Origin of the sequence: Kaistia terrae (genome assembly GCF_026344005.1) — a bacterium.
Taxonomy (GTDB): Bacteria; Pseudomonadota; Alphaproteobacteria; order Rhizobiales; family Kaistiaceae; genus Kaistia; species Kaistia terrae.
This window is the reverse complement of sequence record NZ_JAPKNH010000001.1, coordinates 1-23,665: the sequence shown is the minus strand read 5'-3', so window position 1 is coordinate 23,665 and position 23,665 is coordinate 1. Positions and strand designations below refer to the sequence as shown.

Genomic DNA, 23,665 nt, shown 5'->3' with positions numbered 1-23,665 from the left:
GGCGGCTACGCTGTCGGCTCTCCCTGCGCCTTCGCTTGCCGGGTGGTCCTAAAAGCGCCATCCTCTTTGTTCAGCCTCGGGATCGAGGTTCTATACCAACACTCGGTATCAGACAGGATTTCGATGCGCCGCACGCTTGCTCCCTACGCCCGACCGCTTCGCACGGCCGCGATCTGTCTGGCCCTTCTCGCCAGCACCAGCCTGCTCGCCGGTGCGACAACCCCAGGCGAAACGTCGATCAATGAATTGCTCGACGACGCCATGCCGACATTGTCCGGCAGCTATCTGGCTGCCCTGAGCGCGGTCAACGCGCAGGACTATGATTCGGCCACGGCTCTGTTCGAAGAAGCGTTGAGCCAGGATCCGGAAAATCCGATTCTGATCGAGCGCACGTTCACGCTGCTGCTCGCCAACGGCCACATCGATCGCGCCATTCCGCTGGCGGAGCAGCTTGTCGAGCTAAATCCCGACATGCGAATGGGCCAATTGGTTCTGGGCGTGAAGGCGCTGAAGACCAAGAATTTCGTCGATGCCAGCAAGCATCTCGGCAAGAGCGACCGTGGGCCCCTCGCCAACATCTCGTCAGGGCTGCTGTCCGCCTGGGCAGCGCAAGGACAGGGCCAGACCGACGCGGCCCTCAAGATCGTCGAAACGATGCAGGGCCCCGAATGGTATTCGGTGTTCAAGAACTTCAATGCCGCGCTGATCAACGAAAATGCAGGTCGCACCGATGCGGCGTTGAAGGCTATCACCGCTGCCTATGAGGCCGAAGGCGGCTCGCTGCGCATCACCGAGGCCTACGCCCGGATGATGGCAAGAGCTGGCAAGATCGACGAAGCGAAGCAGGCGCTCGACCGCTTCACGCAGAACAGCGTCGGCCACCCCCTGGTCGCCGCGCTTCAGAAAGAAGTCAACGCCGGCAAGAAGCCCGCGCCGCTCGTCCGCAACGCCCAGGAGGGCGCCGGCGAAGTACTCTACGGGCTGGGTTCGGCGCTCGGCGGCGAAAACGGCGGCGCCGATCTCGCCACCATCTATTTGCGGCTGGCAAACTACCTGCAGCCGACGAACGATCTGGTGATCATGGCGCTCGGCGACCTGACGCAGAACGCGCAGCGCTTCGAACGCTCGATCCCGATTTTCGACAAGGTTCCCAAGGCTTCGCCGCTACGTCGCAATGCCGACCTCCAGGTCGCGCTGAGTCTGGATGCCGCCGGCAAGTCGGACGAAGCCGTCAAGCGCCTCAAGCGACTGATCGCCAGCAATCCGCGCGATATCGACGCCCTGACGACGCTCGCCACGATCGCTCGCACCGGCAAGCGTTACGCCGAATCCGCCAAGCTCTACACCAAGGCGATCGACGCGATCACCGAAGACAATCCGCGCAACTGGCTGATCTACTATTTCCGTGGCATCGCCTATGAGCGCGCCCAGCAATGGTCGAAGGCCGAGGTCGATTTCCTGAAGGCGCTGGAGATTGCGCCGGATGAGCCGCAGGTCTTGAACTATCTCGGCTATAGCTGGATTGACCGCGGGCTCAATCTCGAACGCGCCACCGACATGATCAAGAAGGCCGTCGAGCTCCGCTCGAACGACGGCTACATCGTCGATAGCCTCGGCTGGGCTTACTACAAGCAGGAAAAGTACGAAGAGGCAGTCGGCCATCTCGAGCGCGCCATCTCGCTGAAGGCCGATGACGCGACGATCAACGACCACCTCGGCGACGCCTACTGGAAAGTCGGACGCAAGCTCGAGGCAACGTTCCAGTGGGCCCACGCCCGCGATCTCAATCCCGAGCCGGCCGATAAGGAACGCATCCTTGCCAAGCTCGCCAAGGGCCTCGACAAAGTCGAAGCGGAGGAAAAATCCGCGCCGGTGAAAGTGGACTCCACCCAGCCGAACGAGACCAAGCCCGGCAGCGCTGCCAAGGCAGCCGAGTCGGGCGCCAAGGATGTCAGCCATTTCACGATCACCACAGGCGATAGTCTTTGGAAGATCGCGCTTGAGATCTATGGCGACGGAGAGCTCTACAGCCGCCTGATCGAAGCGAATCGTGACAAGCTGCCCAACCCGAACGTCATCGTTCCGGGCCTGGTCATCGACATTCCGCAGTTCGACACGGCGCAATGACCTCGGGGTCCGGGGCGGATCCGGGCATCTTGCTCGGGTCGGCCTTCGCTCCGGCGAAGATCAACCTTGCGCTGCACATCACCGGTCGTCGCGCCGATGGATATCATCGGCTCGACAGCCTTGTTGTGTTCGCCGCCATTGGCGACACGATCGAGGCCATCGCGGCTCCCGACACCACCGAGCCGACACTCGATATCGTCGGGCCGTTCGCGGCCGGGTTAGATAGCGGTTCCGACAATCTCGTGCTGCGCGCGGCCCGCGCTCACGCGGCGGCGGGCGGCCGGATCGACGGCCTGGCGCTTCGCCTGATCAAACGCCTGCCTGTCGCTTCCGGCATTGGCGGCGGATCCGCCGATGCAGCCGCGACGCTCCGCTTACTGGACACAATCGCCCCCCTGCCCTCCGCCGGCGCCGACACACGGTTGGCCATGGCGACGCGCCTCGGTGCCGACGTCCCAATGTGCCTGCGCTCGACCCCCTTGCGAGCGACCGGCATTGGCGAACGGATCGAACCGTTGCGCCACTTCCCGACGCTGCCGATGGTGCTGGTCAACCCCGGTGTAGCCGTCTCGACGCCCAGCGTTTTCAAGCGGCTCGAGCATGCAGACAACCTGCCCCTGCCCGAGTTCCCGCTTGCCTTCGCTGATGCCGCCGCCCTGGCCGAGTGGCTGATTCAGACCCGTAACGACCTTGAAGCCGGGGCCGTCGGAGCGCTGCCCGTGATCGCGGATGCACTCGCGGCGCTGAACGCGACCACTGGCTGCCTGTTGGCGCGCATGTCAGGCTCCGGCGCAACCGTGTTCGGCCTTTTCGCAGACGCCACCATGGCAAAACTCGCCGCAGAACGCATTGCCGCCCAGCATCCCGAATGGTGGGTCGTCGCCACCACGGCCGAGGGCGCCTGACACCCTTTCCTCGCCTCGCGCCGAGCGTTATGTCTGTCTGGCTTCAGCGCGAATGATGAGGATTCGGCCATGGCCACCACCGACGAAAGCCTTCCCTTCATTCCCGTCCGCTTTGCCGTCCTGACGGTCTCGGATACGCGATCGCTGGAAAACGACCAGTCCGGCAAGACACTCGCCGACCGCATCGGGGCCGCCGGCCATATCCTGTCCGAACGCGCTATCGTCCCTGACGACGTCGAGGAGATCCGCACCATCGTCTCCTGCTGGATCGACGATCCCGAGATTGACGTCATCATCAGCACCGGTGGCACCGGCTTCACCGGCCGCGACGTGACGCCGGAGGCGGTCGAGCCGCTGTTTGAGAAGCGCATGGACGGATTTTCCGCGATCTTCCATCGCATCAGCTACGACAAGATCGGCACGTCGACGATTCAGTCACGCGCCACGGCGGGCGTCGCCAACTCGACCTTTATTTTCGCGATTCCGGGTTCGCCGGGCGCCTGCAAGGATGCCTGGGATAGCATCCTCCGCGTGCAATTCGACTATCGCAGCCGGCCCTGCAATTTCGTCGAGATCATGCCCCGCCTGGACGAGCATCTGAAGCGCGGCAAGCTGAAGGCCTGAGGCGGCTCAGGCGACGACGCCGCGCGATACGGCACGGGCGCGCAGGAACGATAGCCGACCGCGGCCGATACGACGGGCAAGATCACCTTCAATATTGCCGAGCTTCGGGCGGTGACCACCCACGGCGCGATAGAGCGCGGCCGGTACGAGCAGCCCCTCCTTCAAGGAGGGCGATGCCAACAGGCGTGAGCGGACCGACGCCTTGACTTCCGAGAATCGCGCGCGCCAGCCGAAACCGGCGTTCGCGTGCCGGAACGCGGCCGCCCTGTCGTTTCCCCCTCCTGCCATGGCCAGCCGGTCGATGAACTCGCGCGCCTCGCGCTGCCAGCCCGGCTCGAGCATGACTTCAGGCGACAGGAACAACAGCCAGTCGGATCGTGCCTTGGCCGCTCCCGCCGCGAGGTCCGTGCCACGCACGCCCGTGCCGTCCAGGATCCGGCAACCTGCCGCATCGGCCACGGCGATCGTGCCGTCAGTCGACCCACAGTCGACGACGATCACTTCCCGCACCATGCCGTCGGCAGCCGCCGGCACAAGCGCCGCCAGCGCGTGCGCCAGCACCAATTCGTCATTGTGGGTTGGAAGAATGACGCTGATCATCCCGCGACTTTAGGCCGAGTTTTGTGCAACTGCGAGGTGAATCCGCCGAGACGTTGCGTCGCAAGGCGCAGCGTTCTTGTTTTGTTCTCAACTTGGGCGTATGAGTCGTTTCATGTCGCTCGCTCGCTCCCTTCCGCCGCATCTCGACCCGCTGCTCATGCCGGCGGATAAGGCTCTTGCCGCGTCGATTGATCCTGACCGTCGACGCGGACGAGGCGCCCAGAGCAACAGCTCTGGGCGCTTTGAGCGCTTCCAGTCGATGCCGTTCGACGATGGCTGGCAGACGCTGGACGAATTGCCGCCGTTCAAGACGGAAGTGATGCCGGAGAAGGCGAAGACGATCATCACGCGCAACGAGTCGCCGGATATCGCCTTCGACCGTTCGATCAATCCGTATCGGGGTTGCGAGCATGGCTGCTCGTACTGCTTCGCTCGTCCGACCCACGCCTATATGGGTCTGTCGCCGGGGCTCGATTTCGAATCGAAGCTCTTCTACAAGCCCGACGCCGCCAAGCTGCTCGAGAAAGAGCTGTCGGATCCAAACTACAAGCCGCGCACGATCGCCATCGGTACCAATACGGATCCCTACCAGCCGATCGAACGCCAGCACCGCATGATGCGCGATCTCCTCGAAGTGCTGGAGCGGTTCAACCATCCGGTAGGCATCGTCACGAAGTCGGCGCTGGTGCTGCGCGACATCGATATTCTCGGCCGCATGGCGGAGCGAGGCCTGGCCAAGGTTGCGCTTTCGATTACCACGCTCGACCGCAAGCTGGCGCGCGAGATGGAGCCGAGGGCGGCGACGCCCGGGCGGCGGCTCGACGCGGTGCGCGGCCTGGCCGACGCCGGCATTCCCGTAGGGGTTCTGGTCGCTCCGGTCATTCCGGCGCTGAATGATTCGGAGATCGAGCGCATCCTCGACGCCGCTGCCGCCGCCGGCGCGACGGAGGCCGGTTATGTGCTGCTGCGCCTGCCGCTCGAAGTCAGCGAGATCTTCAAGGAATGGCTGCTGCGGCACCATCCCGACCGCTTCCGCCACGTTCTTTCGGTGCTGCGTTCCATGCGCGGTGGCAAGGATTATGACGCGGAGTTCGGCAAGCGGCAGAAGGGCGAAGGCCCCTATGCCTGGCAGATCGGTCGCCGTTTCGAGATCGCGGCGCAGCGCCTCGAACTCAACCGGCGTCATCTGAAGCTTCGCACCGACCTGTTTTCCCCGCCTGTGCATCAGCCCGCTCAGCTCAGCCTGTTCTAGGCTGCGCCGGAGAAGGGCTTCTGTGCTAAGAAGAGGGCATCTGGCGCGCTGGTGACAGGCGCTCTGCGTCGAAGTCCGACAGCCGCCGCCATCGCGACGATCGGAGTGAGAATTGGCGGATCAAGTTCCCGGGGCAACGCAAAAACTCGCTTTGCTTATCGACGCCGACAATGTTCGGGCAGACTTCCTGCCGATCATCATTCGCGAGGCCTCGACCATCGGCCGCATCGTCATCCGGCGCGTCTACGGTCACTTCGCCTCCAGCGCGATGAACCAGTGGCAGCCCCTGCTGCACTCCCATGCACTCACCCCCGTCCACGTTCCGCCGGCCGCTGTCGGCAAGAACGCGACCGACATGAAACTCGCCATCGAAGCGATGGACATGCTGCACGAAAAGGGCCTGGACGGCTTCTGCATCGCCTCCAGCGACAGCGATTTCACGACGCTTGCCAGCCGCATCCGTGAAGACGGCCTCGTCGTCTATGGCTTTGGCGAGCAAAAATCGACCAAGCCCTATGTCGCCGCCTGCGACCGCTTCTTCTATTGCGACCTGCTGCTGGCGGAAGAGCGGCAGGAAAAGAACGGCAGTCCGGCAGCCAAGGCTGCGAAGGAGCCGACCAAGACGGCCCCTCGCCTGCCCCGCGATGAAATTTTCGCCGCTATCGAGGACGTCTCCGGCGACGACGGCTGGGCGCATCTCGGCCCTGTGGGGCAAATCCTGTTCAAGCGCATGCCCGACTTCGATCCGCGCAATTACGGCTTCCGCAAGCTTGTCGATCTGATGGAGACGGTTGCCGGTGTTGAAGTGCGTCGGGTCGACCTGCAGGCCGGTGGGCGCGCTGTGATGATCCGGTTGAAGGTCAAATAGCCGCCGTCGCGTATCGGGAGATACCTGCGCCCCCGATGCCATTGCGGCGTGGCGCTTTGCTGAGTAAAATACTCACAATTATATCCATCGCAGCGGGGCGCCCGTGCTCAAGTCCACCAAATCGGATCTCGACTATCTGGTCAGCCACATCGCGCAGGCGATCCGCGCGGCCGAAGCCTACGACGATCCCTTCTATCACCTCGTCCTGGACGGAATCTTCCCGGCCGACATTTATGCCGAGATGCAGGAACTGATGCCGTCCGCCGGACATTTCCGCGCCCTTGCAGGACGTGGCAATGTCAACATCCGCGACGACGGCAGCGCGACCCGCGTCAAGGTCGACCTTTTCCCGGAATACCTGCGTCACCTTGAGGGGCGGCGCAAGGAACTCTGGAACATGATCGGCGCGGCGCTCTGCTCCGTCCCCGTCCGTGACGCCTTCGTCGAGCGGTTGGAGCCGGGCCTGAAGCGGCGCTTCGGCACCGCCTACAAGGCCAGCGATTTCTTCCCGATCCCGATGCTGACCCGCGATACGTCCGGCTACCGCATCCCCGAACACACCGATACGCGCTGGAAGGGCATCACGGTCCAGCTCTATCTGCCGCGCGATGAAGCGCTGAACGGCGTTGGGACGGTGTTTTCCTCGAAAGAGCCCGAGGGTGGCTTCACTCGCGTGAAGCAGATGGATTTCGTCCCGAACCATGGCTATGCGTTCGCGGTCGGCGACAACACCTGGCATTCGGTTGACCCGACCGGCGTGCTGCCGACCTCGCGCGACAGCATCCTGCACACCTACTTCGTCGACCAGACCGCCTTCGAGAAAATGCGGAACCGCGGCAAGCGGGTCGGCAACTTCCTGAAGAACGAGTTCCGCCAACTGGCCGGCTGATGGCCAGCGTTCAGGCACGCTTCGAGATCCAGGCGCTGGGGCAACCCGGCGCCTTTTTTTGGTTTGCCTGACACAGTGCGGCGTCGGCGCCAGCGGCACATGCTTGCATTCGGTTGCCGCGTCGAGGAACTTGCCCGGATGGCACGTCGCACAACCGAATCGCAGCTCCTGTTCGAGCTACCGCCCGTCCCCACGGACGCCATCGAGCGGCGCCTGCGCCGGGCTGGCCACAAGGCCATTGCCGGCGTCGACGAAGTCGGACGCGGGCCGCTTGCCGGCCCTGTGGTCGCGGCCGCCGTGATCCTCGATCCGAAGAAGATTCCGGACGGACTGAACGATTCGAAGAAGCTGTCTGCAGCGGCGCGTGAAGCGCTATTCGAGCAGATCATGGCATCCGCCCATGTCTCCGTCGTCGCGGCGTCCGTGCTTCGTATCGATACGACCAACATCCGTCAGGCAACGCTCTGGGCGATGGCGCGAGCGGTGAATGGCCTGCCCCATGTGGCGGATCATGTCATCGTCGACGGCATCGACGTTCCGCCCGGCCTCGGCTGCCGGGGCGAGGCCTTCGTCAAGGGCGACGGACGCTCGGTATCCATCGCCGCTGCCTCGATCGTCGCCAAGGTGACGCGCGACCGGATGATGGTGCGGGCGGCACTTCACTATCCCGACTATGGCTTCGAGAGGCATGTCGGCTACGGGACAGCCGTGCACATGGCTGCATTGACGAGCCTCGGCGCCTGCCCGCTGCACCGCACGAGCTTCGCGCCCGTCCGCGCTGTCCTCACAAACGAAAACGCCGCCGGCAGAGCCGACGGCGTTGAATGCTTCGACGAGGAATTCCTCGTTAGTTGAGGCGGTTCTTCACGTCGGCGATCGACGAGGCAACCAGATCAGCGCCGGCCGTGCCCTTGAGCTTGGCCGCCAGGATCTTTTCCGCAGCTGCGATCGCGACATCGGCAGACAGCGCCTTCACTTCCTGCAGAGCCTGATGTTCGGCCTGGGTGATCTTGTCCTCGGCCATCTTGGTGCGGCGCGTGACGTAATCTTCCATCTGGACCTTCGCCTCGTCGGCCAGCGCCGCGGCTTCGCGGCGTGCCTTCTCGACGATGGTCTGGGCCTCGGCTTCCGCCTCTTGTGCCCGCTTCTGGTAGTCGGCGAGCAGAGCCGCCGCTTCCTCGCGGAGACGCTTGGCGTCGTCGAGGTCCTTGGCAATGCTCTCGGAGCGCTTATCGAGTGCCTTGCCGATGCTCGTGTGTACGCCGACAAATGCCAGCAGCACGAAGAAAAGGATCAGGCCGACAAGGGCAAAAAAGGAAGCATCAATAGACATGCTCGTGTGCCCCTACTTCGACGAGACGGCGGAGACGGCAGCTGCCACCTCATCCGCGCTCGGCTGATTACCCGACAGAGCCGTGACAACGGCCGCAGCGGCTTCTTCGGCAATCGAGCCGACGTCGCCGAGTGCCTTCGCCTTGATCTCGCCAATCCGCGCTTCAGCGGCATCGAGCTTCGCGGTCAGCGAGGACTCGATATCGGCGCGCTGCTTCACAGCAGCAGCCTTCGCCTCGTCCGTTCCGGCCTGTGCAATGGCATGGGCGGAGGAACGAGCGTCGGCCAGAGCCTTCTCATAGGTGCCGAGAGCCTTGTCGGACTCGACACGAAGGCGCTGCGCTTCTTCCACATCGTTGGCGATCCGCGTGGCGCGGCCCTCAACGATGGTGCTGAGACGCGGCACCAGGAAGCGCTTCATCAGGAGATACAGCAGACCGAAGCAGATTACGTACCAAAAGATCTGCGACGGGTACTTCTGCGTGTCGAAGGGCGGGAAAGGTGCCTTCACGCCTGCTTCGTGCCCGACCTCGGTATGTGTCTCAGTCGGCGCCGGCGAAACGACGGCAGGAGCCAACGCGGGCGCGGCATCCTCGGCGTGGGCAGGCGAGATGAACCAAGTCATCGAAGACCCCAGATCGTAATATAAAACACATGCGACGGCACGAGGCCGCCGCATGAGGCTTCACCCGGCCGCCCGAAGGCGGCCTGACGGGATCAGACCACGAAGAGCAGGAGCAGAGCGACGAGCAGCGAGAAGATGCCGAGCGCTTCAGTCACGGCGAAGCCGAGGATGAGGCGGCCGAACTGGCCGTCAGCAGCCGACGGATTGCGCAGTGCGCCCGTCAGGTAGCTCGAGAAGATGTTACCGAGGGCGAGAGCCGTTCCGGCCATGCCGAAGCAGGCAAGACCAGCACCGATGAACTTTGCAGCTTCCGCTTCCATTTTATGCTCCTTGAAGTCGTAATTTCGGGTTGGAAGAACGTGTGTACCTTCGCCGACCTGCTGATCAATGCCCGGGATGGAGGGCGTCGTTCAGATACATGCAGGTAAGGACCGTGAAGATGTAGGCCTGGAGGAACGCCACCAGGAATTCGAGAGCCGTCAGGCCGACCGTCATGACCAGCGGCAGGATCGCTCCGCCGACGCCAAGCGCGCCGAGCGAGGCCATGCTGGCGACGAAGCCGGCAAAAACCTTGAGCGTGATATGTCCGGCAAGCATGTTGCCGAAGAGACGAACCGAAAGGCTGATCGGACGGGAAAGGAACGAGATGACCTCGATCGCCGATACCAGCGGAACGACCGCCATCGGAACGCCGCTCGGCACGAAAAGGCCGAGGAAACCAAAGCCGTGACGCATGAAGCCATAGACGACGACGGTCAACATGACCGTCATGGCGAGGGCGAATGTCACGATGATCTGACTGGTAGCCGTCATGAAATAGGGGAACATTCCGAAGAAGTTCGCCACCAGGATGAACATGAACAGCGAGAACACGAGGGGGAAGAACCGCATCCCCTCCTTGCCGGCGCTCGACCGAAGCGTTCCGGCGACAAACTCATAAGCGAGTTCCGCGACCGACTGCAGACGACCCGGAATCAGGCTCCGCTTCGCAGTAGCGAGGGTCAGAAAACCCACCACAATCGCAACCGTCGCACCCATGGCGAAGGCAGAATTGGTGAAATGGAATTCCATTCCGCCGAACGTGCCGAGCGGGAAGTATTCCTTAACGTGAAACTGATGGATCGGATCGTTAGCCACCGAGCCCGCCTTCTTCGCCTGAGTCTGACCGCAGCCTGTGCCGCGACCCTATTGGTAACTACTGCTTCTTGCCACGGCTCGATACCTGCCGAGCCTCTGGCGGCGCCACTTTGCCGACCGCGCGCAACACGTTCAGAACGCCTGCGACGAAACCGAGCAGCAAGAGCACGATCATCCCCCAAGGAGCCGTACCCAGCCAGTAGTCGATCAGCCAGCCAAGACCGGCACCGACCAACACGCCCGATACGAACTCGCCGACGATACGAAACGCCAGACGCATACCCTGCGCATTGACATCGTTCGACGGCTGGGCCCGTTCAGCAGCTTTCGCTTCTTCCTGGACCTTGTCGAGCTTTTGACCGAGCGCGCGCAACCTTGCAGATAGCGCAGCTTCGTCCTCGGCCATCCGCCTGATCTTCTCTCCGTCACCCGGCGAACCTGTGTCGCTCATCGCGTCATCCTTGCCAAGTGTCGAGAAAGCCTCACAAAGCTTGTTCCGCCCCGAAACCGCGCGCACCATAGTGACGCCTCCAACCCGTGTCAAGAAGCCGGAAGGCGATCGCAACCCATTGATATCATTTGACTTAATCAAATCGCTACTGAGACATTTTGACGGAATCAGCGAATCCCTGACGGGCGGCACGTTCACAGCGGCTCGCCATCGTGCGACAAGATAACCATGAGTGACAATTCGAACCCCAAGGGCAATCGCAGCGCCCGATCGATCGGAGCGCTGATCGGCAGTGTCATAGCGCCAATTTGCGCCAAGCGCGGATTCGCGACCGCCGACCTGATTTCGGCCTGGGCCGACATCGTCGGTCCCCGCTATGCCACGACGACGATGCCGGAAAAGATCACCTGGCCACGCCGAGACCAGACGAAGGCGCCGGCCGGCGCGACGCTGGTCATCCGGGTCGATTCGGGCATGGCCATCTATCTGCAGCATGAAACCAGCGTGATGCTGGACCGGATCAACGGCTTCCTCGGCTTCGGCGCCGTGTCGCAGCTGAAGATCGTCCAGGGCGTCGTCTCGGCGCCGCGCAAGGCGGTCACAGCCCCGCCGCCTCTCTCACGGGCCGACGAGGCGATCGTCGCCGACACCGTAGCCTCCGTGGAGAGCGACGGCTTGCGGGAGGCGCTGGCTCGGCTGGGTCGCGGCGTCTACGGTTCCGCCAGGCGGCCGTGACGACCGCAGGCTGTGGCCGGGCGATCAACAAACTGAGAAACGCCATATTTGATGTGGTAGGTTTCGCGTCAGGCGTGTCATTCATTCCGCTGTCCGGACGCCATTGAGCGCCGGGGCAATAGGAGATGCAGGATCTTGAAGTTCAATCGCAGACAGTTTCTCGGTCAGGTCGGGGCCGGTTCGCTGGCCATCGGCGCCGTTTCGATGCTGCCGCGCTCGGCCCACGCCGCCGACACGGTAGATCTCGCGGCCTTGCTGAAGCCCGGCCCGCTCGGTGACAACACGATGGGCGACCCGAAGGCTCCCATCACCGTCGTCGAGTACATGTCGCTGACCTGCTCGCACTGCAAGCATTTCCACGACACGACCTGGAAGCCCTTCAAAGAGAAGTACATCGACACGGGCAAGGTTCACTTCATTCTCCGCGACTTCCCGCTCGATCCGCTGGCGACCGCCGCGATCATGCTGGCGCACTCGGCCCCCAACAATAATTTCTTCCCGATGGTCGACCTGCTGTTCGACCAGCAGGAAAAGTGGGCTTTCGTCGAGAACCCCGTTCCGGCGCTGCTCGAGCTGTCCAAGCAGGTTGGTTTCACGCAGGAGACGTTCGAGCTCACCCTGAAGAATCAGGCTCTGCTCGATGGCGTGAATGCGGTGAAGGATCGCGGCGCGAACGAATTCGGCGTCAATTCCACCCCGACCTTCTTCATCAACGGGGCCAGGCATCCGGGTGCTCTCTCGATCGAGGAAATGGACAAGCTGCTGGCCGGTTGATCGGCAGCACCGGATCGCAACCCGACCCGCGAAGCCGCAGCCGCGATTTCGCGAGATCGGTCTTTCGCTTGTCCTGACTATTGGCCCTCCCCACCAGGGGAGGGTTTTTCCTATGCAGTTTCTCCGCTTGCAGTCCCTCCCCTCCAGGTCCGGTCCCGCGTCATGAAATTCACGCGGCTCCGCGTCCACGGCTTCAAATCCTTCGTCGAAGGCACTGACTTCCTGATCGAGCCGGGGCTGACCGGCGTCGTCGGGCCGAATGGCTGTGGAAAATCCAACCTCGTCGAAGCGCTGCGCTGGGTGATGGGCGAGAGCTCGTACAAGAACATGCGCGCGTCCGGGATGGACGACGTCATCTTCGCCGGCAGCGGCAAGCGCCCTGCCCGCAACACCGCCGAAGTCACGCTTGTCGTCGACAATCACGACCGGATGGCGCCGGCCGCCTTCAATGACGCCGACATTCTCGAAGTGACGCGCCGGATCGAGCGCGAATCGGGTTCGGTCTACAAGATCAACGGCAAGGATGTGCGCGCCCGCGACGTCCAGCTGCTGTTTGCCGACGCGTCGACCGGCGCCCGCTCGCCCGCCATGGTGGGACAGGGGCGGATCGGCGAACTGATTTCGGCCAAGCCGCAGGCCCGCCGCGCCGTACTGGAAGAAGCCGCCGGCATTTCCGGCCTGTATTCCCGCCGCAATGAGGCCGAGCTTCGCCTGCGCGCTGCCGAGCAGAACCTTGAGCGGCTGGAAGACGTGCTCTCGGAGCTGGAAAACCAGCTGGAAGCGCTGAAGCGTCAGGCCCGGCAGGCGAATCGCTACCGCAATCTCTCCGCCGACATCCGCAAGACGGAGGCGACGGTCCTTTATCTGCGCATGCTGGCCGCCGCGCTGCAGATGCGCGAGGCCGAAGCCGCTCTCCAGGCTGCCGGAGAAACGGTCGTGACGCGTAGCGAGGCGCAGGCCAAGGCCGCGCGCGACCAGGCTGTCGCCGCCAGCGGCCTGCCGGGCCTGCGCGAAGCCGAGGCTGGATCCGCTGCCGCGTTGCAACGCCTCACGCTTGCCCGCGAGGCGCTCGACACGGACGAAAAGCGGATGAAGGAACGGCTGGTCGATCTCGACCGCCGCCTCGCCCAGCTCAACGAAGACATTCTGCGCGAGGAGCGCATGGTGCGCGAAAACGCGGAAATCCTGACGCGGCTCGACGCCGAAGAGCAAGGAATTCGCAACGAGGACAAGGACGCGGCCGACAAGCAGTCCCTGGCCAACGAAGCGCGCAGATTGGCCGAGGTCAAACTGGCCGATACCGAGCGCAAGCTGGCCGAAGCGACCGCGACGCATGCCGTGATCGCGGCGCGAAAATCGGAACTGGAGCGCACGAATCGCGAGGCGGGCGAACGCACCGAGCGTGCGCGAAGCCAGCTTGCCGAGGTCGATCGCGAGCTTGCAACGCTGGTTCGCCAGATCGCGGAGCTACCCGGCGTCGCACCGGCTCAGGAAGCTGTCGCCGTCGGCGAGGCGGCGGTTTCGGCCGCCGACGCCAAGGCACAAGCTGCCGAGCGGCAATCCGCCCAGGCCCGCGAGAACGAGACCGCGACGCGCGCACCGCTGGCTGAGGCTGAGCGTGCGCTTTCCGGCATCGAGACCGAAGCGCGGACTCTGGCCAAAATCCTCGGCTCGGGCGCACCTGGCGGTAAGCGCCCGCCGCTTCTCGACACGCTTTCTGTCGCCAAGGGTTTTGAGGCAGCACTGGCCGCTGCCTTTGGCGATTCGCTCGATGCTTCCGACGATTCGGCGATGGCGGCGCACTGGCGCGGCGTTTTCGCGCTGGGCGACGACCCCGCCCTTCCCGCCGGAGCTGAGCCGCTTGGCGCCAAGGTCAAGGCGCCGGATCTGCTCAGCCGTGCGCTGGCGCAGACCGGCCTGGTTTCCCGCGATGACGGCCCGGTTCTGCAAAAGCTGCTGAAGACCGGCCAGCTTCTCGTTTCGCGCGAAGGCGACCTCTGGCGCTGGGATGGTTTTGTAGCGACAGCCGAGGCGCCGACGGCGGCCGCCATGCGGCTTGCCAACCGCAACCGCCTCGCTGAACTGGAGGAAGCCGCGATCGGCGCGCGAGGCGAGGTGGAACGACATCAGGCCGTGCTGGCGCAGGCAGCCCTTGCCGCCCGTACCGCGCAGGAACAGGAGCGCATGGTCCGCGAAACCGGCCGCGCCGCCCAGCGCACGCTGGATGAAGCGCGAAGCCGTCTGGCGCAGGTTGAGCGCGACGCCGGCCGCCTGACCAGCCGCCGCACGGCGGTCGAGGAATCCCGCCAGCGCGTCGCCTCGACGGTCGAAGAGGCCGAAGCTCACCGCGTGGGGGCGGAAGCCGCCCTCGCCGCAACAGCCGATCCGCTCGCAGCCCAGCAGGAAGTCATGATCCTGCGCGGCACCGTCGCCGAAGAACGTGGCGCGCTTTCCGAAGCCCGCGCCGCCGCCGACGGTCTTGCGCGGGAAACGGAGGTGCGCAGGCGCCGTCTCGAGGCGATGGCGGTAGAACGGAAGAACTGGCAGGAACGCGCGATCAATGCCGAGAGCCAGGGCCGCATTCTCGCCGGCCGCCGCAAGGAGATCGAGACCGAGCGCACCGGACTTGCTGACGCTCCGGCCGCGATCGAGCAGAAGCGGCGGGCGCTGCTTTCCGAAATCACCAAGGCGGAAGCCGCCAAGCGCGACGCCGCCGACGCGCTGCGCGAAGGCGAGAAGGCCTTGGCCGGCTTCGACAAGGCGTCCCAGGACGCGATGACCGCCCTTTCCGAGGCACGCGAACAGCGCGGGCGCGGCGAGGAACGGCTGAAGGCGGTGCAGGAACGTCGCCTAGAGATCGAGGCGCGCATCCTCGAGATCCTCGATTGCGAACCGCATGAAGTGGTGAAGCTCGCCGAGATCGATCCCTCGGCTCCCATGCCGGACCTGGGCCAGTTGGAGACTCGTCTCGACCGCCTCCGGCAGGAGCGCGAAAAGCTGGGCGGCGTCAATCTGCGCGCCGATGACGAGGCGGTCGAAGTGGCAGGGCGGCGCGAGGCGCTGATCAAGGACCGCGACGACCTGATCGAAGCGATTCGCCGTCTCCGCCAAGGCATCGCCAGTTTGAACCGCGAGGGCCGCGAGCGCCTGCTCGCCGCCTTCGATGTCGTGAACGCTCATTTCCAGCGGCTGTTCACCCATCTCTTCGGCGGCGGCGCTGCCGAACTGCAGCTGACCGAATCCGACGATCCGCTGGAAGCCGGCCTCGAAATCATGGCCAGCCCGCCCGGCAAGAAGCCGCAGACGATGACGCTGCTTTCCGGCGGCGAGCAGGCGCTGACGGCGATGGCGCTGATCTTCGCGGTGTTCCTGACCAATCCCGCGCCAATCTGCGTGCTCGACGAGGTCGATGCCCCGCTCGACGACCACAATGTGGAGCGCTTCTGCAACCTGCTCGACGAGATGGCGCGGACGACCGACACCCGCTTCGTCACCATCACCCACAACCCGATCACCATGGCGCGGATGAACCGGCTGTTCGGCGTGACGATGGGCGAGCGCGGCGTCAGCCAGTTGGTCTCGGTCGATCTCGAAACGGCCGAGCAGTTCCGCGAGGCCGTCTAGAGCGTTTTCGAGCGAAGTGGGCTCCGGTTCGCGTGAAGAAAACGCGATCCAACAAGGAATTAGAGCCGTCCAGCGTTTCCGTGAAACGATGAACGGCTCTAGGGTCCGATGCCGGCGCCCGTGGCGCCGGCATGCGCTGCGATCAATAGATTTCCGGCACGTAGAGTTCGGCCGGAACCGGATGACGGATATAATCGTCGTGGCGCACGCGGCCCGGCAGTTCGATTTCCGGCTTCGGGACGTCGCCATAGGGAATCTGGTTCAGCAGGTGCGCGATGCAGTTGAGGCGGGCCTTCTTCTTGTCGACCGCCTGCACCACCCACCAGGGCGCATCCGCCGTATGCGTGCGCGCCAGCATTTCTTCCTTGGCCTTCGTGTAGTCCTCCCAATGGACGCGGCTCTCCATGTCCATCGGCGAGAGCTTCCACTGCTTCAGCGGGTCGTGGATCCGCATCTTGAAGCGGAATTCCTGTTCCTCGTCGGTGATCGAGAACCAGTACTTGATCAGGATGATGCCCGAGCGAACCAGCATGCGCTCGAATTCCGGCACGGAACGGAAGAACTCGTCGAGTTCGTCCTTGGTGCAGAAGCCCATGACCCGCTCGACGCCGGCGCGGTTGTACCAGCTGCGATCGAACAGCACGATCTCGCCGGCCGTAGGCAGATGGGGAACATAGCGCTGGAAATACCATTGATTGCGCTCGCGTTCGGTCGGCGCAGGCAGGGCGACAGTCCGGCAGACACGCGGATTGAGCCGCTGGGTGACGCGCTTGATCGCGCCGCCCTTGCCGGCCGAGTCCCGGCCCTCGAACAGCACGACGACCTTGAGCTTGTTGTGCTGGACCCAATCCTGCAGCCGGACGAGTTCGTGCTGCAGGCGGAACAACTCGCGGAAATAGATCTTCCGGTCGACCGTCGACTCGGCCGGGGCCGACATGCCCTCGGCAACCAGCTCGTCGAGCCTGTCCTCCTCCATCTGGAGTTCCAGTTCCTCGTCGAAGCTATCGGCGATTTCCGCCTTGATGCGGGCAAGCTGTTCCAGATCGCGTTCAGACATGGGCAATATCCTGTTGTTTGCGGCGACAGGAACAGGTCCATGCTTCAGTTTTGTGACAGCCACTTCGGCATTGTGACAGCACCGGATGACATCAGCCGCCGCCAACGTTTTTCGAGCCCCGCGAAGCCGCTCAGCGCAGCGCGTAGCCGCCGTCGGGATAGAGCGTCGATCCGGTGATGTAGCTGCTCTGCATCAGGAACAGCACCGTCTCAGCCACCTCATCCTCGGTACCCGGACGACCCAGCGCGGTGAGCGTCGAATAGTGGGCGAAGGCCGACTCGTAGACCTCGGCCGGGCGGCTGCGCCAGAGATGGCCGTCGATCGTGCCCGGCGACACCGTATTGATGCGAACCGGCGCCAGTTCCAGCGACAGCGCGCGTCCAAGCGATTCGATCGCGCTGTTGCAGGCGGCATAGGCGGCAGCGCCCTTCAGCGGCCGCGCGCCGGCAGCACCCGCCATCAACACGATCGAGCCATCCTGCGAAATCCGCGGGATGGCCGCCTTCACCGCGTGGTATTGGCCCCAGAACTTGGTCCGGAACGGGCTCTCGGCATCCTCGTCAGAAAGCGCCGTGATGGGCCCGACCTTGTAGGTCGCGGCCGGAACGAAGAGATGATCCAGCGAACCCACCGCCTCGAAAAAGTCGGCGATCGAGGCCCGGTCTTCCAGATCGACGGTCTTTGCGCGCGCCGAGGGGCCGAGTTGCGCCGCCGCTTGCGCGAGCCGCGTTTCCGACCGCCCGCCGATGACGACGGAGCCACCGCCGGCGATCACGCCATGCGCGACGCGAAGGCCGAAGCCGGAGCCGCCGCCAATGATCGCAACCGTCCTGTCCTGAAATGCCAAGGTGCTGTCCTTTCGAAGCGAAGCATCCGGACAGATTATTCGCGCACCCCGCGATCGTATGCAGGCTAGCATTCCCTTTACTCGGGATTGAAGTTCCCGAATGATGAGACATGTTCTCCGCATCGCGCTTTGAAGGCATCGTGGCCTTTGTCGAAACTGCCGAGGCCGGCAGCTTTACCGCCGCCGCCGAACGGCTTGGCCTGACGCGCTCGGCCGTCGGCAAGAGCATTGCACGGCTGGAGGCACGGCTCGGCACGCGGCTGTTTCACCGCACCACCCGCAGCCTGAGCCTGACCGACGAAGGCGTTCGTTTCCGCGAAAGCTGCCTGCTGGCGCTGGCCGAACTGGATGGAGCCGAGGCCAATCTCGCCGCGCGGTCCGACGAGCCCGCCGGGCTGCTGCGGATTGAGATCCCCGTGCTGTTCGGCCGGCAATGGATCCTGCCGCTGCTGCTCGACCTCTCCGCCCGGCACCCCCGGCTGGAACTCGACATCGGTTTCTCCAACCGCGTGGCCGACCTGACCGCCGAGGGCATCGATCTCGGCGTCCGCATCGGCGCGCTCGACGATGCCTCCGGCCTGATCGCACGCCGGCTGGGCACGCAGACGACGCAGCTTTGCGCCGCTCCCGCCTATCTGGCGCGGGCCGGCCGGCCGCGGACGATCGACGATCTGGCGCAACATGCCTGCATCACGGAACGCCGGCGCGGCCTGCCATCAGGCTGGCGGCTGACGGACCATGCCGGCAAGGTCCGGACCATACCCGTCTCGTCCCGGCTCGCGCTCGACCGTTCGGACGCGGTTGCCGATGCCGTGCTTGCCGGCCATGGCATTGGCTGCCTGCCGGGCTGGCTGGTGGCGACGGCGCTGCGGGCCGGCACGCTCGAAACGGTATTGCCGGAGGTTTCCAGCGATGCCCTGCCGATCCACGCGCTCTGGCCAGCACAGCGTCCCTTGCCGCTCAAGCTGCGGGTGGTGGTCGATGCTCTGGTGGAGAAATTCCTGCCCGTCGCCCCCTGGGACGTGACCGGCTAGTCCGGCTTCCGGGCCTCGAACACCAGCGCCTTGAGACGCGCATGGCCGGGATCAGGGCCGAACTCATGGCGAAGCGCTGTCGCGATCCGTTCGACAATCTTGTCGGGATCAACGCCGCCGCGCCCCCGGATCTCGGCGATGGCCGGATTGCCGTAGACCAGCCCGCGCGCAAAGGCGCGTGCGTCGGATATCACGCCTTGCCGCTCGACGAAGACGGTCTCGATGTCGACGAAACCTGCCTCCGCCAGCGACGCGCGGATCGGCTCCGGGTCGGGGCAGGAAAACGGCACCTTGTAGAACTGCGGCGGGTCATCGGGGAAGAAACTGGCGACAGTCTCATGCGCAATCCGGCCGTACGGATTGTCGGCGTGCGAGCCCCAGGTGTTGAAGAGATAGCTACCGCCGGGCTCCAGAACGCGAAGAACCTCGCGATTGCAGCGGTCCTTGTCCGGAAAAAACATCACGCCGAACTGGCAGACGACCGCATCGAAGGAATTGTCTCGGAACGGCAGCACCATGGCATCGGCGGTCTGGAATTCGACCTGCTCGCCGGGCCGGAATTTCGTCTGCGCTCTTTCGAGCATCGGCGCATTCAGATCCGTTACCGTCATCCGCACGCTGGCCGGCAATCGATCGCGAAGCTGCCTTGATAGAATGCCCGTCCCCGCCGCGATTTCCAGCAGCAGTGTCGGATTATGGACCTCGACGCGCTGGGCGAGGTCTTCCGCATGGCCTGCGAAAATAACCGGACCGAGACCTAGATCGTAGTGTTCGGGAATATCGCCGACGAAACGTGCAACGTCGCTGGCCATGATCACCCCACAACGGTTCCAAGGGTAGATAGAAGGCCGTTTCAAAGCGGCAAGATGCGCCTGCATCTTCACCTTGGCGGCCATGCAATCCGCCCTTGGCGATCCCCCGCAAATTGACTATGTATCGCGAACCGACAGGACAGGAGTTCAGGACAATGAAGCAGCAGGCCACCGCGACGGCGTAACCGCCGTATCCCGCCTGTTTTGGCGCGCCTATCCGCGCCCCGCTCCATTTCCTGGTATTTCTCATGTCTATTCGCTCCGCCACGTCGCTCGTGGCCCTGCATGATGTGTCGTTCGCAACTCCCGACGGCCGCCTTCTCCTCGATCACATCGACATTTCCTTCGGGCCAGAACGCACCGGCCTCGTCGGCCGCAACGGCGTCGGCAAATCGACCCTGCTGAAGATCATCACCGGCGAAGCTCTGCCTTCTGGCGGAACCGTCGATCGCGCCGGTCGGATCGGCCTGCTGCGGCAGGTCGTGCAACCCTTGCCCGGCGAGGCCGTCGTCAACGCGCTCGGCATAGCCGCCGATCTCGAACGGCTCGACCGATTGGAACGCGGGCTCGGCACGGCCGAGGATTTTTCGAACGCCGACTGGACGCTGGAAGCGCGCCTCGCCGAAGCGCTTGCCGCCGTCGATCTCGCCGGACTGGATCTGGCCCGCGCCATAGACAGCCTGAGCGGCGGTCAACGCACCCGGCTTGGGCTGGCGGCCTTGTTGCTGGCCGAGCCGGACCTGATCCTGCTCGACGAGCCCACCAACAATCTCGACGCCGAAGGACGCTCTGCCGTGGCGCGCATCCTTGCCGGCTGGAGGAAGGGCGCGATCGTCGTCAGCCATGACCGAACGCTGCTGCGCGACATGGACCGCATCGTCGAGCTTTCGACGCTCGGCGCGCGGATCTATGGCGGCAATTACGACCTCTATGCCGAGCGCAAGACGGCCGAGCGGGAGACCGCCGCGCGCGATCTCGAGATCGCACGGCACGATGCGAAAGCGACCGAGCGCCGAATCCAGGCCAGTGTCGAGCGCCAGCAGAAGCGCGACGGTCGCGGCGCGAAGAACCGCGCGAAAAATGACCAGCCGAAAATCCTGCTCGACGCCAAACGCGATCGAAGCGAACGCACGGCCGGGGCGATCGGCCAGCGCGCCGAGCGCCAACGACAGGAGGCAGCGACGGCACTTTCCGGCGCCGAGGCGGAATTCGAGCGCGTCGAGACTCTTGCGCTGCGCCTACCGTCGACCAACCTGCCGGCGGGTCGGATCGTGCTTGCTTTCGAAGGAGTCGAGTTCGCCTATCCCGACCGCCCGGCCTTGATCCAGGAATTCAGCCTGACCATCAGCGGCCCGGAACGGATCGCGCTGGTCGGTGCGAACGGCGCCGGAAAATCGACAGTGCTGCGGCTTGCAGCAGGCGACATTGAGCCGACCAGAGGAACCGTGCAGCGCCCGATTGCCAGCGCCATGCTCGACCAGAGCGTCGGTTTCCTCGATCCGTCGCTATCGATCGTCGAAAATTTCCGCCGCCTCAACCCGGATGCCAGCCTCAACCATGCCCATGCCGTGCTGGCGCGCTTTCTCTATCGCAACCAGGCGGCACTGAAGCCGGTTCATGCGCTTTCGGGCGGCGAGATGCTGCGAGCGGGGCTCGCCTGCGTGCTCGGCGGCACGACGCCACCGGGCCTGCTCATCCTCGACGAGCCGACCAACCATCTCGACCTTGATTCGATCGCGGCGATAGAGGCGGCCCTGCGGGATTTCGACGGCGCGTTGCTGATTGCCAGCCATGACGAGGACTTTCTCGACGCGGTCGGGATCGAGCGTCGGATCGCCTTCCCGCTCAAAAGCGCTGATGCTGGCGCGATGGCGGCGTTTCAACCATGATCCGCGCATGATTCCGTCCGTCAGCCCGCCCCGCCCCGCCGACCTTCTCGCCTGGTATGACCGCCATGCCCGCCGCCTGCCTTGGCGGACGCCGCCGGCCGAGCGCCGCGCCGGCGTGAAGCCGGATCCCTATCGGGTCTGGCTGTCGGAAATCATGCTGCAGCAGACCAATGTGACGACGGTGAAGCCCTATTTCGAGGCCTTCCTCGCGCGCTGGCCGACGGTGGCCGACCTTGCGGCCGCGCCGACCGAGGATGTCATGAAGGCCTGGGCCGGGCTCGGCTATTATTCGCGCGCCCGAAACCTGAAGGCCTGCGCCGATACGGTTTTGCGCGACCATGGCGGCCGCTTTCCCGAAACATCGGCTGGCCTGCGCGAACTGCCCGGCATCGGCGCCTATACGTCGGCCGCCATCGCCGCGATTGCCCATGACGAGCCGGCCGCCGTCGTCGATGGCAATGTCGAGCGCGTGTTGTCGCGGATTTTTGCCGTCGACACTCCGCTGCCGGGGGCCAAAAAGGAAATATCCGCACTGCAGGCGCAACTGACGCCATCGAAGCGCGCAGGCGACTATGCACAGGCGATGATGGATCTCGGCGCCACGCTCTGCACGCCGAAGCGACCCGCCTGTTCGCTCTGCCCTTGGGAGACAGCCTGCGTCGCCCATGCGCGCGGCACGGAAGAGCTCTATCCACGCAAGGCGCAGAAGGCCGATAGGCCGGAGCGCGCCGGCGCTGCCTTCGTCGCCATCCGCGCCGATGGCGCCATCTTGCTTCGCAAGCGGCCCGAACGCGGCCTGCTCGGCGGCATGACCGAGGTGCCGGGCTCCGACTGGATCCAGGGCGCAAAGACGGTACAGGGACCGGAAGCGGCGCCGCTCGCCGCCGACTGGCAGCGCGTCGCCGCGCCCGTCATCCATGTCTTCACCCATTTCCGGCTGACGCTCGACATCTGGCATGCCCGCCTGCCGGATACGCATCCGGCGCCGGGCGATGCCTGGTGGGCAAGTTCGGCAGACCTGCCGCATGAGGCGCTGCCCAGCGTGATGAAAAAGGCGATCGAGGCCGCCGCGCCGGGAGCGACCTGCAAACGAAAATGACGGCCGGATGCCGGCCGTCATTCTTCAGGTCCGAACCCCAGCCTATTGCTGCTGTTGCTGCTGAAGTTTTTCCAGCTGCTCGCGCATGCGGTTCAGCGGCCGCTGGTTATCGCCGCCACCCTGCGGCTGGTTCTGCACGCATTGGCCGCGCCGGAAAGTGGTCCCCTCGGGGCAGTCCGGCCGCTTCCGTTCCGGCTGCGCATCCCTTTGCGGCGGGTTATCCCGCTGCTGGCGGTTGTTATCCCGCTGCGGCTGGTTATCCCGCTGGCGCTGGGGCTGCGCGTCGACACAGCGCCCATTGCGCAGGCGCTGATTTGGCCCGCACTCGACCGGCGCCGGGCGAACCCGATCCGGCTGCTCGGCCTTCACCGGCACGCAGCGGCCCCGACGCGAGACCGTCCCGTCCGGGCAATCCTGCGTCTGTGGCGGCTTGCGGTTGATGTCGACGCAGCGCCCATTGCGCAGGCGCTGATCCGCGCCGCATTCGACCGGAGCCGGCCGCACCGGACGATCCGGCTTGTCCGGCTGAACCGGCACACAACGGCCGCGACGCAAGACGGCCCCCTCGGCGCACTCCTGCACCGGCGGACGACGCGCGTCGACGCAGACACCGTCTACAAGGCGCTGACCACGGCGGCAGTTCGGCGTGTCGGGATTTGGCCGCACCGGCGCATCGATGCAGCGGCCGCCCCGGCGGATCTGTCCATCGCCGCATTCCACGGCAGCGATCGGGCGGCAGCGTCCGTTGTCGGCCCGCTCCTGGCCACGCGGGCAAGGACGAACTCCCGGCGGCGTCACGCAACGACCGTTGTCATCACGGATCATCGGTCGACGGCACTCGCCCTGCGGCGGGACACACCGGCCATTGTTGTCGCGGATCAGCGGCGGACGGCACTCGCCCTGCGGCGGTACGCACCGACCGTTGTTGTCGCGGATCAGCGGCGGACGGCATTCGCCCTGCGGCGGGACACACCGGCCGTTGTT

At 64.8% G+C, this 23,665-nt stretch carries 23 protein-coding genes; 14 read left to right on the top strand and 9 right to left on the bottom strand.

Annotation, left to right across the window (positions count from 1 at the left end; translation table 11 throughout):
- The first annotated feature begins 123 nt into the window (after nucleotides 1–123).
- The 3 genes from OSH12_RS00115 (at nucleotide 124) to moaB (ending at nucleotide 3,656) form a co-directional block, all read left to right on the top strand.
- Nucleotides 124–2,127, top strand: coding sequence for a tetratricopeptide repeat protein (locus OSH12_RS00115; RefSeq protein ID WP_266341471.1), 2,004 nt, complete (start codon nucleotides 124–126; stop codon nucleotides 2,125–2,127).
- Between the two features lie 29 nt (nucleotides 2,128–2,156).
- Complete coding sequence (locus tag OSH12_RS00110; protein WP_266341470.1) at nucleotides 2,157–3,032, top strand: 4-(cytidine 5'-diphospho)-2-C-methyl-D-erythritol kinase; 876 nt, start codon at nucleotides 2,157–2,159, stop codon at nucleotides 3,030–3,032.
- Nucleotides 3,033–3,101: 69 nt separating this feature from the next.
- The gene (moaB, locus tag OSH12_RS00105; protein WP_266341469.1) at nucleotides 3,102–3,656 is read left to right on the top strand and encodes a molybdenum cofactor biosynthesis protein B; all 555 of its coding nucleotides are present in this window, start codon (nucleotides 3,102–3,104) and stop codon (nucleotides 3,654–3,656) included.
- A gap of 6 nt (nucleotides 3,657–3,662) precedes the next feature.
- Here the strand turns inward: moaB and OSH12_RS00100 are convergent, their stop codons facing one another.
- Entirely contained in the window at nucleotides 3,663–4,256 is a 594-nt protein-coding gene (locus tag OSH12_RS00100) for a glycosyltransferase (protein WP_266341468.1), read from the bottom strand.
- Between the two features lie 157 nt (nucleotides 4,257–4,413).
- On the opposite strand from OSH12_RS00100, the gene OSH12_RS00095 reads away from it, so the two are divergent.
- The 4 genes from OSH12_RS00095 to OSH12_RS00080 all read left to right on the top strand — a co-directional run bounded on the left by OSH12_RS00095 (nucleotide 4,414) and on the right by OSH12_RS00080 (nucleotide 8,120).
- Nucleotides 4,414–5,508 carry a PA0069 family radical SAM protein gene (locus OSH12_RS00095; RefSeq protein ID WP_266342408.1) on the top strand — a complete coding sequence of 365 codons (1,095 nt, stop codon included), beginning with the start codon at nucleotides 4,414–4,416 and terminating at the stop codon, nucleotides 5,506–5,508.
- Between the two features lie 112 nt (nucleotides 5,509–5,620).
- Nucleotides 5,621–6,376, top strand: a complete 756-nt coding sequence (locus tag OSH12_RS00090) for an NYN domain-containing protein (RefSeq protein ID WP_266341467.1) — start codon at nucleotides 5,621–5,623, stop codon at nucleotides 6,374–6,376.
- A gap of 103 nt (nucleotides 6,377–6,479) precedes the next feature.
- Nucleotides 6,480–7,265, top strand: coding sequence for a hypothetical protein (locus OSH12_RS00085; RefSeq protein ID WP_266341466.1), 786 nt, complete (start codon nucleotides 6,480–6,482; stop codon nucleotides 7,263–7,265).
- A gap of 138 nt (nucleotides 7,266–7,403) precedes the next feature.
- Entirely contained in the window at nucleotides 7,404–8,120 is a 717-nt protein-coding gene (locus tag OSH12_RS00080) for a ribonuclease HII (protein WP_266341465.1), read from the top strand.
- Here the strand turns inward: OSH12_RS00080 and atpF are convergent.
- The 5 genes from atpF to OSH12_RS00055 form a co-directional block, all read right to left on the bottom strand.
- On the bottom strand, nucleotides 8,113–8,598 hold the full coding sequence (gene atpF / locus OSH12_RS00075) for a F0F1 ATP synthase subunit B (protein ID WP_266341464.1): 486 nt from the start codon (nucleotides 8,596–8,598) through the stop codon (nucleotides 8,113–8,115). The two genes, OSH12_RS00080 and atpF, sit on opposite strands and share 8 nt — an antisense overlap.
- A 12-nt stretch (nucleotides 8,599–8,610) precedes the next feature.
- On the bottom strand, nucleotides 8,611–9,222 hold the full coding sequence (locus OSH12_RS00070; RefSeq protein ID WP_266341463.1) for a F0F1 ATP synthase subunit B: 612 nt from the start codon (nucleotides 9,220–9,222) through the stop codon (nucleotides 8,611–8,613).
- Between the two features lie 92 nt (nucleotides 9,223–9,314).
- Nucleotides 9,315–9,542 (bottom strand): F0F1 ATP synthase subunit C, encoded by a 228-nt coding sequence (locus OSH12_RS00065; RefSeq protein ID WP_266332970.1) that lies wholly within the window; start codon nucleotides 9,540–9,542, stop codon nucleotides 9,315–9,317.
- Between the two features lie 64 nt (nucleotides 9,543–9,606).
- On the bottom strand, nucleotides 9,607–10,359 hold the full coding sequence (locus tag OSH12_RS00060) for a F0F1 ATP synthase subunit A (protein ID WP_266341462.1): 753 nt from the start codon (nucleotides 10,357–10,359) through the stop codon (nucleotides 9,607–9,609).
- A 58-nt stretch (nucleotides 10,360–10,417) separates the two neighbouring features.
- Entirely contained in the window at nucleotides 10,418–10,879 is a 462-nt protein-coding gene (locus OSH12_RS00055) for an AtpZ/AtpI family protein (RefSeq protein ID WP_380224072.1), read from the bottom strand.
- Nucleotides 10,880–11,038: 159 nt separating this feature from the next.
- Here OSH12_RS00055 and OSH12_RS00050 point away from each other — a divergent pair, with 159 nt between their 5' ends.
- From OSH12_RS00050 to smc, 3 genes are all read left to right on the top strand, one after another.
- On the top strand, nucleotides 11,039–11,545 hold the full coding sequence (locus OSH12_RS00050) for a DUF721 domain-containing protein (RefSeq protein WP_266341461.1): 507 nt from the start codon (nucleotides 11,039–11,041) through the stop codon (nucleotides 11,543–11,545).
- Between the two features lie 135 nt (nucleotides 11,546–11,680).
- Nucleotides 11,681–12,319: a DsbA family protein gene (locus OSH12_RS00045; RefSeq protein ID WP_266341460.1), complete on the top strand. Its 639-nt coding sequence runs from the start codon at nucleotides 11,681–11,683 to the stop codon at nucleotides 12,317–12,319.
- Between the two features lie 162 nt (nucleotides 12,320–12,481).
- Nucleotides 12,482–15,943 carry a chromosome segregation protein SMC gene (smc, locus tag OSH12_RS00040; protein ID WP_266341459.1) on the top strand — a complete coding sequence of 1,154 codons (3,462 nt, stop codon included), beginning with the start codon at nucleotides 12,482–12,484 and terminating at the stop codon, nucleotides 15,941–15,943.
- A gap of 142 nt (nucleotides 15,944–16,085) precedes the next feature.
- Here the strand turns inward: smc and ppk2 are convergent, their stop codons facing one another.
- Together ppk2 and OSH12_RS00030 are read right to left on the bottom strand one after the other, a co-directional pair.
- Nucleotides 16,086–17,000 carry a polyphosphate kinase 2 gene (ppk2, locus tag OSH12_RS00035; RefSeq protein ID WP_266341458.1) on the bottom strand — a complete coding sequence of 305 codons (915 nt, stop codon included), beginning with the start codon at nucleotides 16,998–17,000 and terminating at the stop codon, nucleotides 16,086–16,088.
- A 130-nt stretch (nucleotides 17,001–17,130) separates the two neighbouring features.
- Nucleotides 17,131–17,847, bottom strand: a complete 717-nt coding sequence (locus tag OSH12_RS00030) for an SDR family oxidoreductase (RefSeq protein WP_266341457.1) — start codon at nucleotides 17,845–17,847, stop codon at nucleotides 17,131–17,133.
- 110 nt (nucleotides 17,848–17,957) lie between these two features.
- Between OSH12_RS00030 and OSH12_RS00025 the strand changes: the two genes are divergently transcribed.
- Complete coding sequence (locus OSH12_RS00025; RefSeq protein ID WP_266341456.1) at nucleotides 17,958–18,881, top strand: LysR family transcriptional regulator; 924 nt, start codon at nucleotides 17,958–17,960, stop codon at nucleotides 18,879–18,881.
- Here the strand turns inward: OSH12_RS00025 and OSH12_RS00020 are convergent.
- Nucleotides 18,878–19,693: a class I SAM-dependent methyltransferase gene (locus OSH12_RS00020; protein WP_266341455.1), complete on the bottom strand. Its 816-nt coding sequence runs from the start codon at nucleotides 19,691–19,693 to the stop codon at nucleotides 18,878–18,880. The genes OSH12_RS00025 and OSH12_RS00020 overlap by 4 nt on opposite strands.
- A gap of 248 nt (nucleotides 19,694–19,941) precedes the next feature.
- Here OSH12_RS00020 and OSH12_RS00015 point away from each other — a divergent pair, with 248 nt between their 5' ends.
- The 3 genes from OSH12_RS00015 to OSH12_RS00005 all read left to right on the top strand — a co-directional run.
- Complete coding sequence (locus OSH12_RS00015; protein WP_266341454.1) at nucleotides 19,942–21,582, top strand: ABC-F family ATP-binding cassette domain-containing protein; 1,641 nt, start codon at nucleotides 19,942–19,944, stop codon at nucleotides 21,580–21,582.
- Between the two features lie 7 nt (nucleotides 21,583–21,589).
- On the top strand, nucleotides 21,590–22,681 hold the full coding sequence (gene mutY / locus OSH12_RS00010; RefSeq protein ID WP_266341453.1) for an A/G-specific adenine glycosylase: 1,092 nt from the start codon (nucleotides 21,590–21,592) through the stop codon (nucleotides 22,679–22,681).
- A gap of 45 nt (nucleotides 22,682–22,726) precedes the next feature.
- The coding region (locus OSH12_RS00005; RefSeq protein WP_266341452.1) for a hypothetical protein at nucleotides 22,727–23,665 on the top strand (939 nt) is incomplete at its 3' end.

Excerpts from the sequence above, each read along its gene's own strand:
- OSH12_RS00115 (WP_266341471.1), top strand. The coding sequence starts at position 124 with ATGCGCCGCACGCTTGCTCCCTACGCCCGACCGCTTCGCACGGCCGCG.
- moaB (WP_266341469.1), top strand. The coding sequence starts at position 3,102 with ATGGCCACCACCGACGAAAGCCTTCCCTTCATTCCCGTCCGCTTTGCC.
- OSH12_RS00100 (WP_266341468.1), bottom strand. The coding sequence starts at position 4,256 with ATGATCAGCGTCATTCTTCCAACCCACAATGACGAATTGGTGCTGGCG.
- OSH12_RS00095 (WP_266342408.1), top strand. The coding sequence starts at position 4,414 with ATGCCGGCGGATAAGGCTCTTGCCGCGTCGATTGATCCTGACCGTCGA.
- OSH12_RS00080 (WP_266341465.1), top strand. The coding sequence starts at position 7,404 with ATGGCACGTCGCACAACCGAATCGCAGCTCCTGTTCGAGCTACCGCCC.
- atpF (WP_266341464.1), bottom strand. The coding sequence starts at position 8,598 with ATGTCTATTGATGCTTCCTTTTTTGCCCTTGTCGGCCTGATCCTTTTC.
- OSH12_RS00070 (WP_266341463.1), bottom strand. The coding sequence starts at position 9,222 with ATGACTTGGTTCATCTCGCCTGCCCACGCCGAGGATGCCGCGCCCGCG.
- OSH12_RS00065 (WP_266332970.1), bottom strand. The coding sequence starts at position 9,542 with ATGGAAGCGGAAGCTGCAAAGTTCATCGGTGCTGGTCTTGCCTGCTTC.
- OSH12_RS00055 (WP_380224072.1), bottom strand. The coding sequence starts at position 10,879 with ATGGTGCGCGCGGTTTCGGGGCGGAACAAGCTTTGTGAGGCTTTCTCG.
- OSH12_RS00050 (WP_266341461.1), top strand. The coding sequence starts at position 11,039 with ATGAGTGACAATTCGAACCCCAAGGGCAATCGCAGCGCCCGATCGATC.
- smc (WP_266341459.1), top strand. The coding sequence starts at position 12,482 with ATGAAATTCACGCGGCTCCGCGTCCACGGCTTCAAATCCTTCGTCGAA.
- ppk2 (WP_266341458.1), bottom strand. The coding sequence starts at position 17,000 with ATGTCTGAACGCGATCTGGAACAGCTTGCCCGCATCAAGGCGGAAATC.
- OSH12_RS00025 (WP_266341456.1), top strand. The coding sequence starts at position 17,958 with ATGTTCTCCGCATCGCGCTTTGAAGGCATCGTGGCCTTTGTCGAAACT.
- OSH12_RS00020 (WP_266341455.1), bottom strand. The coding sequence starts at position 19,693 with ATGGCCAGCGACGTTGCACGTTTCGTCGGCGATATTCCCGAACACTAC.
- OSH12_RS00015 (WP_266341454.1), top strand. The coding sequence starts at position 19,942 with ATGTCTATTCGCTCCGCCACGTCGCTCGTGGCCCTGCATGATGTGTCG.
- mutY (WP_266341453.1), top strand. The coding sequence starts at position 21,590 with ATGATTCCGTCCGTCAGCCCGCCCCGCCCCGCCGACCTTCTCGCCTGG.